Source organism: Streptomyces sp. NPDC056296, assembly GCF_042268605.1.
GTDB lineage: Bacteria > Actinomycetota > Actinomycetes > Streptomycetales > Streptomycetaceae > Streptomyces.
In genome coordinates this window covers 49,432-65,739 of record NZ_JBHJRX010000020.1, presented here as the reverse complement: position 1 = coordinate 65,739, position 16,308 = coordinate 49,432, and the positions used below count along the sequence as shown (strand labels likewise).

Genomic DNA, 16,308 nt, shown 5'->3' with positions numbered 1-16,308 from the left:
GCCACGGCGCAAACCCGCCTCCGGACATCATCGCCGTACCGCCGGTCACTCTGCCAAGGTGGCGTCGCCGAGCGGTTCTCCCGTGGGGGGTGGGACCGCTCGGCCACCCCCACCTCGCGACACGTGTTCGAAGCGTCCCCCGACACGCCGTCCGGCGCGGTGCGGGTCCGCCGGAATTTCCGGATGCCCCGTTTTCATACGGCTCCGTCGGTGGACAATCAGGAGCATGAGTCAGCAGGGGGGAACACCCACCGGTCGTGACGACGACTGGTGGGGGCAGCTGTACGACGACTCCACCGGCGACACCGGCCCCACGGCCGCGCCCGATTCCCTGGACGACCGGTTCGCCTCGGCGGCGGGGACGGTGGGCCGCCGCCCGGACCACGGCACCACGGACCCGACGGCGGCAGACCGGACCCCGGGCGGGGGCGACCGGCCCCGGCCCGCGGGAGACGGGTCCCGGCCCGCGGGAGACGGGCTCCGGCCCGCGGGAGACGGGCTCCGGCCCGCGGGAGACGGGTCCCGGCCCGCGGGAGACGGGTCCCGGCCCGCGGGAGACGGGTCCCGGCCCGCGGGAGACGGGCCCCGGCCCGCGGGAGACCGGCCCCGGCCCGCGGGAGACCGGACCCCGCCTGCGGCGCCGTACCCTTCCGCCGAGCGGAGCCCCTCTCCGGCCGCCGACCGGCCCCCCTGGTGGGCAGCCGCCGAGCCACCGGACATCCCCGGCCCCCGCACCGCGGGTACGGCAGGCCCACCAACCGCCGACGACATGCCCCGCCCCGATGACGCCCCGGGTGCCGACCGCGCGCCGGGCACCGGCGATGCGCCGCCGGTCGTCGGTCGCGCGCCGCGCGGACGTACCACCTCGGGGACCGGTCCCGCCGACCTCACCGAACCCCCCGCCACGAACCTGCCGCCCCCACCTCGGGCCACCCCCGGCCTGCCCCCGCTCCCGCCGCCGTTCCTCCCCTCACAACCCCCGGCGCCCCTGCCCGCGCCGTTCCGGGACGGTACCGGCGAGGTCTCGTCGGCCGCGTGTGACTATGTCGGCTCCGGGCCGCCCACCTACGACGCCGAGCCCACCGCGCTGCCGTCGGCGGACCCCGACGGGCTCGACGGGCTGGTGGCGGACACGGTGCTGGACGGTGCCCGGTACGGGACCTGCACGCTGCGGGCCGTCTCCGTACGGGGGGACTCCGCGCGGTACCGGGGTGAACCGCGCCGCGACGCGCTGCTCGTCGCGCGGTTCGGCGCGGGGGAGCAGGCACTGGTCCTGGTGGCGATGGCGACCGGCGCCCGCGCGACCGCAGGGGCGCACCGCGCCGCCGCCGAGGTGTGCCAGTGGATCGGCCGGGCCGTGGGCCGCAGCCACGCCCGGCTCGCCGAGGACCTGCGGGCCGCCCGGCGCGGCGAGCTGAAGTCCGGACTGCACCGCCTCACCGACCGCAGCCTCGGCAGGCTCCGGGCCGGCGCCGCCGAGCAGGGCCTGGCCCCCGACGAGTACGCGGCCACCCTGCGCTGTCTGCTGCTGCCCGCCGACCCCGAGTGCCGTACGCGGGTCTTCTTCGGCGCCGGCGCGGGCGGACTGCTCCGGCTGCGGGACGGCGCCTGGCAGGACATGGAACCGGGTGTCGGCGACGTGGCCGGTGAGCCCGTCCTCGGGTTCGGCTCGGCGCCGCGAGCGAGGCCGGGCGCGGGGCCGGACGAGACGCCCGAGGGCGACCGGCTCACCATGGACCTGGGCATCACCACACCGCCCGGACCGTACGACGGACCGCCCGCCGAGCCGACCCGCGAGCCCTTCCGCTTCCGGGCCTCCATAGCCCGCCCGGGTGATGTGCTGCTGATGTGCACCACGGGCCTCGCCGAACCTCTGCTGAGCGAGCCCGAGCTGGGTGAACTCCTCGCGCGGCGATGGGCCGGCCGCACCCCGCCCGGTCTCGCGGAGTTCCTCACCGACAGCCGTGTCCGGGTCAAGGGCTACGCCGACGACCGTACGGCCGCCGCCGTCTGGGAGGCGTGACGGCGTCCGCTGTGCCATAGCTGGAGCCATGGCCAAACAGAACGTCGCGGAACAGTTCGTCGACATCCTCACCCGCGCCGGAGTCGTACGCCTCTACGGAGTCGTCGGCGACAGCCTCAACCCGGTCGTGGACGCCGTGCGCCGCCACTCGGGCATCGAGTGGGTGCACGTACGGCACGAGGAGACCGCCGCCTTCGCCGCCGGGGCGGAGGCCCAGATCACCGGGAAGCTGACCGCGTGCGCGGGCTCCTGCGGCCCCGGCAACCTCCACCTCATCAACGGCCTCTACGACGCCCACCGCTCGATGGCGCCCGTCCTCGCCCTCGCCTCGCAGATCCCCTCCAGCGAGATCGGCCTCGGCTTCTTCCAGGAGACCCACCCCGACCGGCTCTTCCGCGAGTGCAGCCACTACAGCGAGCTGATCTCCAGCCCGAAGCAGATGCCGAGGCTGCTCCAGACCGCCATCCAGCACGCCGTCGGCCAGGGCGGCGTCAGCGTCGTCTCCCTGCCCGGCGACATCGCGGACGAGCCGGCGCCGGAGAAGGCCGCCGAGACGGCGCTCGTCACCTCCCGGCCGACCGTCCGCCCCGGCGACGAGGAGATCGACCGGCTGGTACGGATGATCGACGACGCCGACAGGGTCACCCTGTTCTGCGGCGCCGGCACGGCGGGCGCGCACGCCGAGGTGATGGAGTTCGCCGGGCGGATCAAGTCGCCGGTGGGGCACGCCCTGCGCGGCAAGGAGTGGATCCAGTACGACAATCCGTACGACGTGGGCATGAGCGGCCTGCTCGGCTACGGCGCCGCCTACGAGGCCACCCACGAGTGCGACCTGCTGATCCTGCTCGGCACGGACTTCCCGTACAACGCCTTCCTGCCCGACGACGTGAAGATCGCCCAGATCGACGTCCGGCCCGAGCACCTCGGCCGCCGCTCCAAGCTGGACCTCGCGGTGTGGGGCGACGCGAAGGAGACCCTGCGCTGCCTGATCCCGCGGGTGAAGGAGAAGAAGAGCCGCCGCTTCCTCGACCGGATGCTGAAGAAGCACGCGGACGCGCTGGAGGGCGTCGTCAAGGCGTACACCCGCAAGGTCGACAAGCACGTCCCGATCCATCCCGAGTACGTCGCCGCCGTGCTCGACGAGATGGCCGACGACGACGCGGTGTTCACCGTCGACACCGGCATGTGCAATGTCTGGGCCGCCCGCTACATCTCACCCAACGGCCGCCGGCGCGTCATCGGTTCCTTCTCGCACGGCTCGATGGCGAACGCGCTGCCGATGGCGATCGGCGCCCAGTTCACCGACCGGCGCCGGCAGGTCGTCTCGATGTCCGGCGACGGCGGGTTCACCATGCTGATGGGCGACTTCCTCACCCTCGTCCAGCACGACCTGCCGGTGAAGGTCGTCCTCTTCAACAACTCCTCGCTCGGCATGGTCGAGTTGGAGATGCTGGTCGCGGGCCTGCCCTCGCACGGCGTGGCCAACGTCAACCCCGACTTCGCCGCCGTCGCCGAGGCCTGTGGTGCCTTCGGGGTGCGGGTGGAGAAGCCCAAGGAGCTGGCCGGGGCGCTGAAGGCCGCGTTCAAGCACAAGGGGCCGGCCCTCGTCGACATCGTCACCGACCCCAACGCCCTGTCCATCCCGCCGAAGATCAGCGCCGACATGGTCACCGGCTTCGCCCTGTCCGCCTCGAAGATCGTGCTGGACGGCGGGGTCGGACGCATGCTCCAGATGGCCCGCTCGAACCTGCGCAACGTGCCGCGACCGTGACCGGCGCCATGGCCGCCGCGAAACGAGATGACTGCCGAGGGTCCGAACGGGCAAGGCTTCCCCGTGAAGACGTTCGAACAGGAGGGGAAACGACATCAGCACGCGGACGGGGGACATGAAGGGACAGGCAGCACCACAGCTCAGGCGACGGCTGGGGCGGGCGGACCTGCGGGCGGTGCCCGAGGCCCGGCGCGCCCTGCGTGATCTTCTGCGGCACTGGGGAGGGCCCGGCCGGTCGGACGTCGCGGAACTTCTCACCAGCGAGCTCGTCACCAACGCGCTCGTCCACACCGACGAAGGCGCCGTCCTGACCGCCACGATCGGACCGCGCGCGCTGCGGGTCGAGGTACGGGACTTCGTCGGCGGGCTGCCCCGGCCGCGCGCCCCGGAACCGGAGGAGAGCACCAACGGCAGAGGCCTGGTCCTGGTGCGGTCCCTCGCCGACGACTGGGGCGTGCGCCCCTGCGAGGTGGGAAAGTCGGTCTGGTTCGAACTGGACGCCGAGGCCGCCGCCTGAGGCGCCGGGAGCCCCCGGCGCCTCACACCTTCTCCGGTACTGGCCGAACTACTGCTCCAGCAGCCAGCTCTAGCCGAACTGCTGCTCCAGGTCCTTGAGCTTGCGCTCCAGGGAGTCCAGGCGCGGCAGGGCCTGGGTGTCGTCCTCCGCGGTGAGGTCGACCGTGACCTGGTCAGCTCCGTGGCGTACCGGCTGCAGGGAGGGCCGCCGGGCCGCGGGCAGGGGCTCCGGCGCGGATATGGCAGGCTCCGCGGTGGCGGCGCGCTCGGTGCCCCGCTCCACCTGCTGCACCTCGACCTCGACCGGCCGGCCGCCGCGACCGGGGAAGCCCCGGGGGCCGCCGTGGCCCCGGCTGATCGCCTTCAGCTGCGCCCGCTCCAGACGCTCCTGCTCGCGCCGCCGGAGCTTCTTCTCCTCCTTCTTGCGCATGTCGTCGCGCACCTCCTCGACCGCCTCGTCGAGGCTGCGCACGCCCTCCAGGAGCATCAGCGACCAGGCGCGGTACGTCTCCCGGGGGGCCCGCAGCCAGCGCACCATGCGGATCTGCGGCAGCGGACGCGGCACCAGGCCCTGCTCGCGCAGGGCGGCCCGGCGGGTCTGCTTCAGGGCCCGGTCGAACAGCACCGCCGCCGACAGGGACATGCCCGCGAAGAAGTGCGGGGCGCCCGCGTGACCGATGCCGCGGGGCGCGTGCACCCAGTTGAACCACGCCGCCGCGAAGGCGAACGTCCACACGAGTATGCGGGAGCCGAGCGCCGCGTCACCGTGGCTGGCCTCGCGCACCGCGAGGACGGAGCAGAACATCGCCGCCCCGTCGAGGCCGAACGGCACCAGGTACTGCCAGCCGCCGCTCAGGCCGAGGTTCTGCTCGCCGAAGCCGACCAGACCGTGGAAGGAGAGCGCCGCGGCGACCGCGGCGCAGCAGAAGAGCAGGACATAGGAGAAAGTGCCGTAGAGGGCCTCCTTGCGCCTGCGGCGCTCCTCCATGCGCTCCCACGAGTCGTCAGCGCCCGCGTCCTTCCCCGAGGAACGCTTGCCGCGCGCGAGCACCGCCACCGCCGCCAGCATGCCCAGGAGCAGCACGGCGCCCGGAAGCAGCCAGTTCAGCGATATGTCGGTCAATCTCATCTGGGGGTCCCTTGCATTGGGATAGGGCGTAACGTCCGCCATGGTGGCCCAAACCCAGCGGCCCTCAGGGGGTTTCGGGGCAAGAGGCAGCCAAGGGAGTGCGAGGGGATGCCCAGGGCGGCGTTCTGCTCGAACTGCCGCATGAGGGGCGGGAGTTGAGTTCGAATAAGACTACCCGTACGAGTGGTTCCACGGAAAGTTCCCGCGACGCGTGAGGGAGGTGTGAAACGCCGCCGGTGATCTTAGCCGATGATCTTGGGGGTCACCGCGCGTGAGTGCGGCGGCGATGCGACGACGGGAGGCTCAACCCGCCGTGGCGAGGAGCTTGTTGACCCGGTCCGCGTCACAGGTGCGCGGGCAGGTGGCGCAGGTGTCCTCGGGACGCAGTGTGTAGAACATGCAGCAGCTCGCCCGGTCCCGGGTGTGCAGCGGCTCGCCGTCCGGTCCGGTCAGCTCGCGGAACGCCGCCTTGCCGACGTACGGCTTGGTCGCGCCCGGCAGCAGCAGCTCCAGTTCGTGCCGCGCCCGCTCCTGCTCGCCGAGCAGGTGAGCGACGTACCACAGGCCCTCGACGACCTCGTCGGTCGCCATGCCCCACAGGGCGCGGCCGCGCCGCCGCATGCGTGGCCCGAACCCCGCCAGCACCGGCTCCATGTGCTCGGCGACCGCGGCGCGCACCTCGGCCCGCAGCGCCTCCTCGTCGGCGACCACACGGGCGCCGGGCAGCGCGGCGGCCGGGTCGCCGGGCAGGCAGGCGAAGCCGGTGGGCCGCACGGCCATCCGGCCGAGCGGGAGGCCGGCGGCGGAGCGGTCGTAGGCGACATGGGTCACGGGACAGCGGGGCACCCTGCGGTGCAGGAACCACGGCACGGTGATCAGCAGACAGGCGGGCCACGCGTACCGGTGCAGCCCGAAGCTGGCGATCACGTCCGGCCGGGCCCGTTGTCCGTAGTCCCGGACCACCTGGGCGTCGTCCCAGGCGAGGAACGCCTCCAGCTCCGCCCCGCCCGAGGCGAGCGAGCCGGCCGCGACCCATCCACCGCCGCGCGGGACCTCGCCGGCCGGGTCCAGCTCGGTGACGCCCAGCCCCGGAAGGACCTCGGACAGGCGCGCGTAGGCGTCCGTGAAGGCCGAGCGGGTGACAGGCATGCGGGACCACCGATCCACGTCCGAGCAACGGGCTGCTTGAGGTAAGCCTTACCTTACCGAAGATCCTTGGGATTTGAACTGGCGGCCCGTGCCCTTATGGTGCTTGACGGACAAGTGACAACCCGCCGTAATGACCCCAAGTACCGACACGTCCCACAGGAGGACCCGTGAAGCCGAGCGCGCAGGGTCCCGCGGGGACGGGGGCGGGGACGGGGATCGGATCGGTCGCGTCGGTACGGGTTCCGGCGCAGCCGGGCGCCTCGGACGTGGGCCGGGACAGGGCACGCGGGGCCGTGGAACCGGCCGGGGCCGCGCGCGGCGAGCACACCCACAGCGAACCTCCCCCGCCCCGCCCGCGCGCCCTCGTCCAGCGTTCCTCCGTGCGCGGGCAGGTACTCGACGCCCTGCGCACCGCCCTGGTCTCCGGCGAGCTGCGGCCCGGCGAGGTCTACTCGGCGCCCGCGCTCGGCGACCGCTTCGGCGTCTCGGCCACGCCCGTCCGGGAGGCCATGCAGCAGCTCGCACTGGAGGGCGCCGTCGAGGTCGTCCCCAACCGCGGCTTCCGCGTCGTCGAGCGCGGCGACCGGGAACTGGCCGAGCTCGCCGAGGTCCGGGCCCTGATCGAGGTCCCCGTGCTGCTCCGCCTGGCCCGTACGGTGCCCGCCGAGCGCTGGGCGGAACTGCGGCCCCTCGCCGAGGCCACCGTCCGGGCCGCGTCGTCCGGCTGCCCGGCCACGTACGCCGAGGCCGACCGTGCCTTCCACCGCGCGGTGCTCGCGCTGGCCGGCAACGACCAGCTCGTCCGGATCGCCGGTGACCTGCACCGTCGCGCCCAGTGGCCGCCGGCCGGCGCCCCCGCGGTGCGGGGACGGGCCGACCTGATCGCCGACGCGCACGAACACACGGCGCTGCTGGACGCGCTGATCGCCGGCGACCCGGACCTGGTGCGGACCCTGGTGGGGGAGCACTTCCGCGAGTCGCACTGAGCGCGACGACGCGGGCGCGCCCCCCTACGGGATTCCTCCCTACGGGATTCCTGGATTCCTCCCCTACGGGATTCCTACCGGACCTCCTGCCGTTCCGTGCGGCTCGCCGGCACCTTCTTCTCCGTGGTCCGTCCCTTGCGACGTGCGGGTCGGGACGCGGTGCCGCGGTCGTACATCTCGATGGCCAGCGGAGAGGCGGTGAACACCGAGGAGTACGTGCCGACCCCCACACCGATCAGCAGGGCGAGGGCGAAGTCGGTGAGCGAGTCGTCGGCGAGGACGGCCAGCGAGGCGAGGATCAGGACCGCGCCCATGCCCGTGTTGACCGTGCGCGGCAGGGTCTGCAGGATCGCCTGGTTGGTGAGCCGGGCGAACGGCTTCTTCCGGTCCTTGCCGGCGAGCAGTTCCCGGACGCGGTCGAAGAGGACGACCGAGTCGTTGACCGAGTAGCCGATCACGGTCAGCAGCGCGGCCAGGAACACCCCGTCGATCGGCTTGCCCAGCCAGGCGAACACCCCGACCAGGATCACCACGTCATGGGCGAGCGCGCCGACCGCCGCCGTGCCGAACAGCAACCGGAAGCGGACGGCGAGATACAGCAACTGGGCGCCCAGGGCCAGGCCCAGGGCGATCAGGGCGTCCTTGCGCAGCTCCGCGCCGAGACTCGGGCCGATCAGCTCGTCGCGGACCTTCTCCGTCTCGCCGCCCAGCTCGCCGACGGTCCTGGTGACCGTCTCCGCCTCGGCGTTGGTCAGCTTCTCGGTGCGCACCGTGAGGTCGCTGTCACCGGAGGACTGGACCACCGCGCGAGGGAAGCCGGCGTCGGCGAGGGCGTCCCGGGCCCGGTCGGCGTCGACCTGGGTGGCCGTGGAGTACTCGATGAGCCGTCCGCCGGTGAACTCGATGCCGAAATCGAGGCCCCGGACCAGGATGCCGGAGCCGGCCACCACGAGGACGAGCGCGGAGGCGGCCAGCCAGCGGCGCGGGCGGCGCATCAGAAACGGGTCGCGGCGCAGCAGGGCGTCCCGGACCGGGCCGGTGGTCGAGATGCCGGTGATGTGCGGGCGGCGGAAGACCGCCGGGCGGCTCGCGGCGAACTCGGCGAGCACCCGGGTGATCACCAGGGCGCTGACCATGGAGGCCAGGACACCGATGCCCAGGGTGACGCCGAAGCCCTTCACCGGACCCGAGGCCAGGAAGAACAGCAGGGCGGCGGCGATCAGCGTGGTGATGTTGGAGTCGGCGATCGCGCTGAAGGCGCTGCGGAAACCGGCGGTCAGCGACGAGCGCGTGCTCGGGCGGGTACGGGCGGCCTGTTCCTCTCGGGCGCGTTCGAACACGAGGACGTTGGCGTCCACCGCCATGCCGATGGCCAGGACGAAGCCGGCCAGGCCGGGCAGGGTCAGGGTGGCGCCGATCGCGGCCAGGGCGGCGTAGGAGATCACGCCGTGGCAGAGCAGGGCCACGGTCGCGAGGGCGCCCATCAGCCGGTAGACGACGATGATGAACAGCCCAGTCAGTGCGGTGCCGATGACGGCGGCCCAGGCGCCGGCCGAGATCGCCTCGTCGCCCAGGGTGGCGCCGATGGTGCGCTGCTCGATGGTCTCCACCGGTACGGGCAGGGCGCCGCCCTTGATGAGCAGCGCCAGTTCGCGGGCCTCGGCGTCGTCGAAGGAGCCGGTGATCTGGGTGGAGCCGCCGGCGATGCCCGCCCCGCAGGCCACGGAGGGGTCGACCTGCGGCGAGGAGATGATCTTGTTGTCGAGCACGATGGCGACCCGGCGCTGCGGGTCGCCGGCCGGGTGACAGGCGGCTTCGCCGGTCACCTCGGCCCAGCGGTCGCTGCCCGCGTCCTTGAAGTCGACGGTGACATGCCACCCGGCCCCGCCCTGCTGGTCGAAGCGGGGGTCGGCGCCCTTGACGTCCTGCCCGGTCAGCGTGGCGGCCTTCAGCCGGAGCGACTGACCGGACTCGTCCGGCAGGACGCGCTCGGCGTCCGCGCCGGACGGGTTCTCGGCGTCGTTCTCGGCGTCGTTTCCGGTGTCGTTTTCGGTGTCGTTTCCGGCGGCCTCGGCCGGGCCGAGCACCGAGTGGACGGTGAGCTGCGCGGTGCGGCCCAGTACGTCGGCCGCCTTCTTCGGATCCTGTACGCCGGGCAGCTCGACGACGACGCGGTTGTCGCCGGAACGGACGATGGTCGGCTCGGCGACGCCGAGCGCGTCGATACGGCCGCGCAGCACCTCCACGGTGCGGTCGGTGGCCTCACGGTCGGCCTCGGTGGTGGCGGTGGACTTGGTCTCCAGCACGATCTGGGTGCCGCCGCGCAGGTCGAGTCCGAGGCGGATCGGCATGGTCAGGACGATGGCCACGGCCCCGGCCATCACGAGGAGGGCGACGAGCGCACGCCCCTTCAGGGAGTGGGCTCGGGAGCGGGGACGAGAACGTTTCAACACGGGCCTCCGGCGGGCACACCGCGGCAGCGGCCCAGCGCGGCCGCGGCGAGGGATGGTGAAAGGACGGGCTGTCTCAGGTGCCGGAGGAGACGGGAGGAGCCCGCCCGCGGTCGTGGCTCGTACGGCCGGGGGAGACGGGTACGGAACCGGGCACGGCCGCGGTCCGCACGTGGGCGGCCGGGGCGGTGCCCGGGGCGCGCGGGGTGGTACCGAGGCGGTCCGGTGGTGCCGGGCGCTCACCGAGATGGTCGTGCCGGGCCCTGGCCTGGGCGGCGCAGGTGGTGGCACAGCCGTCGTCGGCGTGGTGGCCGCTGTCCGGGTGCGGGACGGTCGTCGCCGCGGGCACCGGGGCCGGCCCCGGGACGGGGACGGTGATGCCCGCGCCGGCCGCGGGCCAGGCCGGGACGAGGGTCAGCAGAACGGCCAGCAGCGCGGTGAGCGTCGCCGCGAGCCGGTGACCCGGGGCGGGGGCGGTGCGTCGTGCGGGGGCGGTGCGTCGTGCGGGGCGCATGCACCGTCCCCTTTCGTTGTGTGAGGCGTGGTGGGTGAGGCGGAGAGGAAGCCCGGGGCTCCGGCCGGGGAGTGGCGGCCAGAGCCTCGGGCGGTTCGGAGGGACGGGCCGGGGGACCGTCAGGACTCGTCAGGGTTCGATGAGTCCGGCCCGGATGGCGTAGCGGGTCAGTTCCAGGCGGTCGCGCAGACCGAGCTTCTGCAGCAGGTTCGCCCGGTGCCGCTGGACGGTCTTGATGCTGATGAAGAGGATGTCGGCGATCTCCTTCGAGGAGTGGCCCTCGGCGACGAGCTTGAGGACCTCCTCCTCGCGGGGCGTGAGGATGTGGTCGGTGCTCTCCTCGCCGTGCCGGACCCGGTCGAGGTAGTTGCGGATCAGCGCGGTCACCGCACCCGGGTACAGGAAGGGCTCGTCGCGCATCGCGGCCCGGCAGGCGGCGACCAGGTCGCGGTCGGCGACGGACTTCAGCACGTACCCGCAGGCCCCCGACTTCAGCGCCTGGAACAGGTACTGCTCGTTGTCGTGCATCGTCAGCATCAGGATGCGCAGCCCCGGCTTCAGCGCGGCCAGCTCCCGGGCGGCCTGCAGCCCGGTCAGGCGCGGCATCGCGATGTCCAGGACGGCAAGGTCGACGGCGTGCGCCCGCGCCATGTCGATGGCCTCCGCGCCGTCCCCGGCCTCGGCGACCACCTCCAGGTCCGGCTCCCGGTCGAGGATGAGCCGCACGCCGCGACGTACCAGCGCGTGGTCGTCGGCGAGCAGGATGCGGATCCTCGACGGATCGGACGTGGGCGCCGTGGCCGGGCCGGACGCGGTCGGATCGGGCAGGGAGGGGTCGGACATGGTCAGGGCTGCTTCCTGGGGACGGGTGCGGTGAGCCGGATCCGGGTGCCGGCGCCGGGTGCCGAGGTGATGTCGAGGGCGGCCCCGATGAGCAGGGCCCGTTCGCGCATGCCGCGGATACCGGCGCCCTCGCACGCCGCCTCGATGCCGCGGCCGTCGTCGGCGATGGTGAGCGTCACCGCGCCGTCGGCGGGGCCGAGGCTCACCTCCAGCCGCTGGGCGTCCGCGTGCCGGGCGGCGTTGGTCAGGCTCTCCTGCGCGACGCGGTAGAGGACCAGCTCGGTCTCGGGGTCCAGGGCGGGCAGATCGGCGTCGAAACGCCGCATCACCCGCAGCCCGGTGTGGGTGGCGAAGTCGTGCGTCAGCGAGGACAGCGCGCTGATCAGGCCGAGGTCGTCCAGGACACCGGGTCGCAGCCGGCGCACCAGGCGGCGGACCTCGTCGAGGCTCTCCCGGGTGATCTCCTGCGCCTGCTGCAACTCGTCGCGCAGCGGCTGGTCGGCGTCGTCCGCGGCACGCCCCAGGACCAGCAGGATCGCGGTCATGCTCTGCCCGACCTCGTCGTGCAGCTCCTGCGCGATACGGCGCCGCTCCTCCTCCTGGGCGAGCAGGACGCGGGCGGTGCTCGTGGCCCGCTCGTGCTCCAGCCGGTCGAGCATGGCGTTGAAGGTGCGGATCAGCTCGGGGACCTCGCCGCCGCCGGACACCGGCAGGCGCTGGCCGGGGCGCAGCAGGTCGACGGTGGTCATCAGCTTCGTGAGCCGGTCCAGCGGTGCCAGACCCCAGCGCAGCAGGGCGCCGTTGGCCACCAGCATGACGCCCAGGCCGCCCACCAGGATGACGGCCTCGGTCAGCAGGACCGGCACGGAGACGGTCACCGGAGCCCACAGCAGCAGTGCCGTGGCGAAGCCCAGCACCACCGCGTTGAGCCCGAAGATCCGCCAGAACAGGGACACCGGGGGGTACGCCTCCTTCTGCGACGCGTCGACTGGTACGCCTCTACTGTCGGCCATCGCGCACCCTCGGTGGGAGCTGCGGCCCAGGTCGCGACCGAGCAAGCGACCAGCTTCCCCCGTCCGCCGCCGCCGGGTCGATGGGGTCCGACCCCCATTTCCGGGTCGCGGTACACCCATACGGCCGCCCCCGCGCGCCGCCGAGTGGATCCTCCGTCCCCGGGCAAATGGGGCCTGCGCCCGATGGGTTTCCCCCGACGGCACGGCCAAGGTTGAGGACGACCGGGTCCGATCGGCCCGGCTCTCGTCATACCCGCAGAACTTCCCGAGAGAAGGACTCACCGTGTCGCTCGACGCCTCCCGCATCGAACCCCGCCCCGAGCGGCTGACCGCTCACGAGGCGCGCCAGCGTCTCGAACACGCCCGCAACACCCGCATGACCCAACTGCGGGCCCTCGGAGAGAGCGGCCAGGCGGACGACCAGCTGATGTCCGCGCAGCAGGCCGCCATCGAGCGGGTGCTCAAGGAGATCGAGGAGGCCTTCGCCCGTATCGACGACGGCACCTACGGCACCTGCCTGGGCTGCCGCAAGCCCGTCCCGGGGGAGCGCCTGGAGATCCTCCCCTACACGCGGTACTGCGTCGCCTGCCAACGCCGCGCCGCCGCCTGACCGACCGTCCGTCCGTCCGTACGTACGTCCAGTCTTCGTCTTCCACCCCGCCCGAGGGGCGAGTGGGTGAAGTGGGTGAAGTGGGTGAAGTGGTGAACAACCAGATCATCGGCGACCGCCACACGCGGCTGTCGCCCGAGGACCTCGCCGCGCTCCGGGACAACCTCCACGAGCAGCGGCTGTTCCGGGAGGAGCAGTTGCGGCAGATCGCGAACGTCCCGTTCCGCACCGACGAGCCGGTCCAGCGGCGGTCCGCCGCGCGGACCGAGGTGCGGGTGAAGCTCGCGGCCTCCGCGCGCATGGTCCTCGCCGACGTGGAAGCGGCGCTCGAACGCATGGCCGAGGGTCGTTACGGCCGCTGCCACCTGTGCCGGCGCCCCATCGACCACGAGCGCCTGCTGATCGTGCCGCAGGCCCGCTACTGCGCGCGCTGCCAGCAGGTGCGGGAGGCCGGCCGATGACCGTGGTCCGCCGGCCCCGGGCCGGCCTCGCCCGGCACCGGCCGTGGCCGCTGTGCCGGCGGTGCGGCGGCGTTGCCCTCGACATGGGCAGCGCCCGTACCCGCGCCTGGGTCGCCGGGCGCGGAATGATCCTCGACGTGCCGACGGTGACCTTCCCCGGGGCCGGTGCGGTGTACCCCATCCAGCGCGGCGCCATCGTCGACACCCAGGGCACCGCCCGGATGCTCGACCGGCTGCTCGGCCACCGCCTGCCCCGCTTCGCCCGTCCCCTGGTCGTGGTGACCGCGCCGGTGCTGGACGGGTTCGCCTACCGGACCGAGGCCCGTACGGCGGTGGAGGTGCTGCGTCCGCGCGGTGTGCTGACCGTCCCCAGCGCGCGGGCCGTGGCCCTCGCGGCGGGCGCGGACCTGTCACGGCCGCTGCTCGTGATCGACATCGGCGCACATCTCACGGAGGTGGTGCTGCTGGTGGACGGCGCCGTCTTCGACGCGCGCCGCACGGCGCTGGGCACGGGGGACATCGACGACGCGACCCCGGCCGCGCGGGTCGCCGAGGCGGTGGTCGACATCGACCTCGATGCTGCGGCAGGACGACACGTCCCTCACCGTCGACGCCCTGAGCAGGGGCCCACTGCTCGCGGGCGGGGGCGCCCTGCGTCCCGACATCACCTGCCGTCTCACGGCCGGGCTGCACGTCCCTCTGCGGGCCGTGCCGGCCCCGCACACGGCCGCGGTCCGGGGCGCCGCCAAGCTCCTGGAAACCGCGCACTCCCACCCACCGACCGCGGGCACGGACCCACCGGACAGGCACCCGCACTGCCACCAGGGTACCAGGCCGGCGAAGCCGGGAAGACCCCCGGCCATACGCCCGGCCGTCGACGCCGGGCACACCCCCGCGCGGCCGCCCGGCCGTCGACGGCGTGCACACCCGCGTGCGGCCGCCCGGCCGTCGACGCCGGGCACACCCCCGCGCGGCCGCCCGGCCGCACCCGCCACCGTCGGCCCCGTACCACCCGCGCCGACACCGCCCCGCAGACCCACTCGCGCCCCACGTCCGTCGCCGTACCTGGCAACGGACGTGGGGCACCTCCCACGGCCGACACCCGCCCGGCGTCGGCCGTACCGCCCGCCCCGCCGCAACCCCTGAGCCTGAGCCCCTCGTGCGATCGAGCGTCCCCAGCCCGTCCCCCGTCCCCCGTCCCCCGTCCCCCGTCCCCCGACCCCCGACCCCTGACCCCCGACCCGCCGTCGATGCCGGACCGGCGTCGGCGGCGCCGTTCCGGCTGCCCCGAGCCTGGAAGGAGGCACACCGTGGCCGGTGAGATTCCGCGAGCACAGCCACCGCCCGACGTTCCCGCCCCCGGACGACACCCGCACTTCCTGCTGTGGCGGTGGCGGCGCAACCCCCTGCGGCGCCGTACCGACCGGCTGCAGGCGTGGGTGGCGCTCGGGCTGCTGCTCGCCGTGCTGGTGGCGGCCCCGGCGGCGATGTTCGCGGTCGGTGACAGCGCCTACCGCCACTACCGGAGCACCGCCGAGCAGGAGGCCAGGACCCGGGACCACCGCCCCGCCGTCCTCGTCCACGACGTCCCGCGCCACCCCGAGCCCGGGTCGGAAGAGGCGGAGAAGACCCGGTATCCGGTCGAGGTCCGCTTCACCGGTCCGGACGGAGCGGCGCGGACCGGGAGGACCGACGTCGAGCCGGGGCTGCCCGCGGACAGCACCGTCCTCGTCTGGGTCGACACGGCGGGGGAGCTCACCGAGCCGCCGCTGACCGCGGAGCAGATCCGCAGCCGCACGATGGGCTGGGCGATCCTCGCCTTCCTGGGCGTCGTCCTCACCGGCCTCGCCGCCCACGGGGCCACCGGGCTCGTGCTGCAAAGGCGCAACCTCGCCGGGTGGGATGCCGCCTGGACCGCCACCGCCCCGCGCTGGAGCAGGTCCCCGTGAACGGCCGTCACGCCGTCGCCGCACCCGCGGCCGGCGGGGCCAGCTGCCGCGCCAGCCACGTCGGCACACCGCCCAGCAGCCGGAACAGCCGCCGTGCCTCCTCCCGCAGCCGCGACGCCTCCGGTTCGGTCTCCGCGTCGGCGAGCGACGCCAGCGCCGGCGCCGTACCGACGAGATATCCCAGCTCCTCGCGGATGCGCAGCGACTCGGCGAACCCGTGCCGCGCCTCGGCCAACTCCCCTTCCCGCAGGGCGAGTCCGGCCAGATGCCGCCAGGTGAAGGACTGGAGCAGTGGGTCGGCGTGCGCGGTGGCGCCGGCGTGGGCGCGCCGGTACGCCGCTCGGGCGGCCTGCGGTGAGCGGGTGAGGTTCTCCGCGAGCAGCCCGCGCCGGAAGTCCAGCAGCGCCCGTCCCTCGGCCCCCGGCGCGATCAGCGCCGCCGCCCGGCCCAGCGCGGCTCGCGCCTCGTCGGACCGGTCGCGCACCCCGTGCACCGTGGCGGCGTACGCGAGTTGACCGCGTTCACAGGCCGCGGCCCCGCGCTCGTCGTCGCTGTGGGCCAGCGCCTCGGCGGTGCGCAGCGCGTCCTCGGCCTCCGCCCAGCCCTGCTCGGTGTACAGGCACCGCTCCACCAGCAGCGCGGTCCGCTGCAAGGCGGTGGCCGCGGTGACCGGCTCCAGCAGGGCCGCCGCGTCGGCCCAGCAGGCGCGCGAGCGCAACCGCCACACGGCGGTCTGGAGCGGATCGTCACCCTCGGTCGTTCCCCAACCAGAACCGGCCATGGCGGAATGCGCCACGTTGCCCTCCCCTTAGCACGCCATCGAGCTCTCGAGTGGTGGCCGCATCTCAGCACGGATCCGGCGGCCCGGCCAAGGGGATGGGTGAAAGATTTCAC

The 16,308-nt window shown here is 73.9% G+C and carries 14 protein-coding genes and 1 pseudogene; 8 read left to right on the top strand and 7 right to left on the bottom strand.

What is annotated here, in order from left to right:
- Positions 1-769: 769 nt before the first annotated feature.
- The 3 genes from ACFCZF_RS16865 to ACFCZF_RS16855 all read left to right on the top strand — a co-directional run bounded on the left by ACFCZF_RS16865 (position 770) and on the right by ACFCZF_RS16855 (position 4,311).
- Positions 770-2,023, top strand: a complete 1,254-nt coding sequence (locus ACFCZF_RS16865; RefSeq protein WP_376672301.1) for a protein phosphatase 2C domain-containing protein — start codon at positions 770-772, stop codon at positions 2,021-2,023.
- A 28-nt stretch (positions 2,024-2,051) separates the two neighbouring features.
- Positions 2,052-3,794 carry a pyruvate dehydrogenase gene (locus ACFCZF_RS16860; RefSeq protein ID WP_376672300.1) on the top strand — a complete coding sequence of 581 codons (1,743 nt, stop codon included), beginning with the start codon at positions 2,052-2,054 and terminating at the stop codon, positions 3,792-3,794.
- A 115-nt stretch (positions 3,795-3,909) separates the two neighbouring features.
- Positions 3,910-4,311 carry an ATP-binding protein gene (locus tag ACFCZF_RS16855; protein ID WP_375911711.1) on the top strand — a complete coding sequence of 134 codons (402 nt, stop codon included), beginning with the start codon at positions 3,910-3,912 and terminating at the stop codon, positions 4,309-4,311.
- A gap of 69 nt (positions 4,312-4,380) precedes the next feature.
- On the opposite strand, the gene ACFCZF_RS16850 is transcribed toward ACFCZF_RS16855, so the two are convergent.
- Positions 4,381-5,439, bottom strand: a complete 1,059-nt coding sequence (locus ACFCZF_RS16850) for a DUF2637 domain-containing protein (protein ID WP_375911709.1) — start codon at positions 5,437-5,439, stop codon at positions 4,381-4,383.
- 303 nt (positions 5,440-5,742) lie between these two features.
- Entirely contained in the window at positions 5,743-6,588 is an 846-nt protein-coding gene (locus ACFCZF_RS16845) for a (2Fe-2S)-binding protein (RefSeq protein ID WP_376672299.1), read from the bottom strand.
- A gap of 167 nt (positions 6,589-6,755) precedes the next feature.
- On the opposite strand from ACFCZF_RS16845, the gene ACFCZF_RS16840 reads away from it, so the two are divergent.
- Positions 6,756-7,574, top strand: a complete 819-nt coding sequence (locus tag ACFCZF_RS16840) for a GntR family transcriptional regulator (RefSeq protein WP_376672298.1) — start codon at positions 6,756-6,758, stop codon at positions 7,572-7,574.
- Between the two features lie 74 nt (positions 7,575-7,648).
- Here ACFCZF_RS16840 and secD read toward each other — a convergent pair whose 3' ends face one another.
- The 4 genes from secD to ACFCZF_RS16820 all read right to left on the bottom strand — a co-directional run bounded on the left by secD (position 7,649) and on the right by ACFCZF_RS16820 (position 12,337).
- Complete coding sequence (gene secD / locus ACFCZF_RS16835) at positions 7,649-9,955, bottom strand: protein translocase subunit SecD (RefSeq protein ID WP_376672354.1); 2,307 nt, start codon at positions 9,953-9,955, stop codon at positions 7,649-7,651.
- Between the two features lie 145 nt (positions 9,956-10,100).
- Positions 10,101-10,538, bottom strand: a complete 438-nt coding sequence (locus tag ACFCZF_RS16830) for a hypothetical protein (protein WP_376672297.1) — start codon at positions 10,536-10,538, stop codon at positions 10,101-10,103.
- A 129-nt stretch (positions 10,539-10,667) separates the two neighbouring features.
- Positions 10,668-11,381 carry a response regulator gene (locus tag ACFCZF_RS16825; protein ID WP_376672296.1) on the bottom strand — a complete coding sequence of 238 codons (714 nt, stop codon included), beginning with the start codon at positions 11,379-11,381 and terminating at the stop codon, positions 10,668-10,670.
- 2 nt (positions 11,382-11,383) lie between these two features.
- Positions 11,384-12,337, bottom strand: coding sequence for a HAMP domain-containing sensor histidine kinase (locus ACFCZF_RS16820; RefSeq protein ID WP_376672353.1), 954 nt, complete (start codon positions 12,335-12,337; stop codon positions 11,384-11,386).
- 340 nt (positions 12,338-12,677) lie between these two features.
- Between ACFCZF_RS16820 and ACFCZF_RS16815 the strand changes: the two genes are divergently transcribed.
- From ACFCZF_RS16815 to ACFCZF_RS16800, 4 genes and pseudogenes are all read left to right on the top strand, one after another.
- Positions 12,678-13,004: a TraR/DksA C4-type zinc finger protein gene (locus ACFCZF_RS16815; protein ID WP_375911695.1), complete on the top strand. Its 327-nt coding sequence runs from the start codon at positions 12,678-12,680 to the stop codon at positions 13,002-13,004.
- An 89-nt stretch (positions 13,005-13,093) separates the two neighbouring features.
- Positions 13,094-13,465, top strand: a complete 372-nt coding sequence (locus tag ACFCZF_RS16810) for a TraR/DksA family transcriptional regulator (RefSeq protein WP_376672352.1) — start codon at positions 13,094-13,096, stop codon at positions 13,463-13,465.
- Positions 13,462-14,281, top strand: a pseudogene (locus tag ACFCZF_RS16805) (rod shape-determining protein); the annotation flags it as partial. The gene ACFCZF_RS16810 and the pseudogene ACFCZF_RS16805, both read left to right, overlap by 4 nt.
- A 494-nt stretch (positions 14,282-14,775) precedes the next feature.
- Positions 14,776-15,414 (top strand): hypothetical protein, encoded by a 639-nt coding sequence (locus ACFCZF_RS16800; RefSeq protein WP_376672295.1) that lies wholly within the window; start codon positions 14,776-14,778, stop codon positions 15,412-15,414.
- A gap of 7 nt (positions 15,415-15,421) precedes the next feature.
- On the opposite strand, the gene ACFCZF_RS16795 is transcribed toward ACFCZF_RS16800, so the two are convergent.
- On the bottom strand, positions 15,422-16,210 hold the full coding sequence (locus ACFCZF_RS16795; RefSeq protein WP_375911689.1) for a hypothetical protein: 789 nt from the start codon (positions 16,208-16,210) through the stop codon (positions 15,422-15,424).
- Positions 16,211-16,308: the final 98 nt, after the last annotated feature.

Bases quoted from the DNA above. Each gene is read 5' to 3' on its own strand.
- ACFCZF_RS16850 (WP_375911709.1), bottom strand. From the start codon at position 5,439: ATGAGATTGACCGACATATCGCTGAACTGGCTGCTTCCGGGCGCCGTG.
- ACFCZF_RS16860 (WP_376672300.1), top strand. From the start codon at position 2,052: ATGGCCAAACAGAACGTCGCGGAACAGTTCGTCGACATCCTCACCCGC.
- ACFCZF_RS16845 (WP_376672299.1), bottom strand. From the start codon at position 6,588: ATGCCTGTCACCCGCTCGGCCTTCACGGACGCCTACGCGCGCCTGTCC.
- ACFCZF_RS16825 (WP_376672296.1), bottom strand. From the start codon at position 11,381: ATGTCCGACCCCTCCCTGCCCGATCCGACCGCGTCCGGCCCGGCCACG.
- secD (WP_376672354.1), bottom strand. From the start codon at position 9,955: ATGGCCGGGGCCGTGGCCATCGTCCTGACCATGCCGATCCGCCTCGGA.
- ACFCZF_RS16865 (WP_376672301.1), top strand. From the start codon at position 770: ATGCCCCGCCCCGATGACGCCCCGGGTGCCGACCGCGCGCCGGGCACC.
- ACFCZF_RS16830 (WP_376672297.1), bottom strand. From the start codon at position 10,538: ATGCGCCCCGCACGACGCACCGCCCCCGCACGACGCACCGCCCCCGCC.
- ACFCZF_RS16855 (WP_375911711.1), top strand. From the start codon at position 3,910: ATGAAGGGACAGGCAGCACCACAGCTCAGGCGACGGCTGGGGCGGGCG.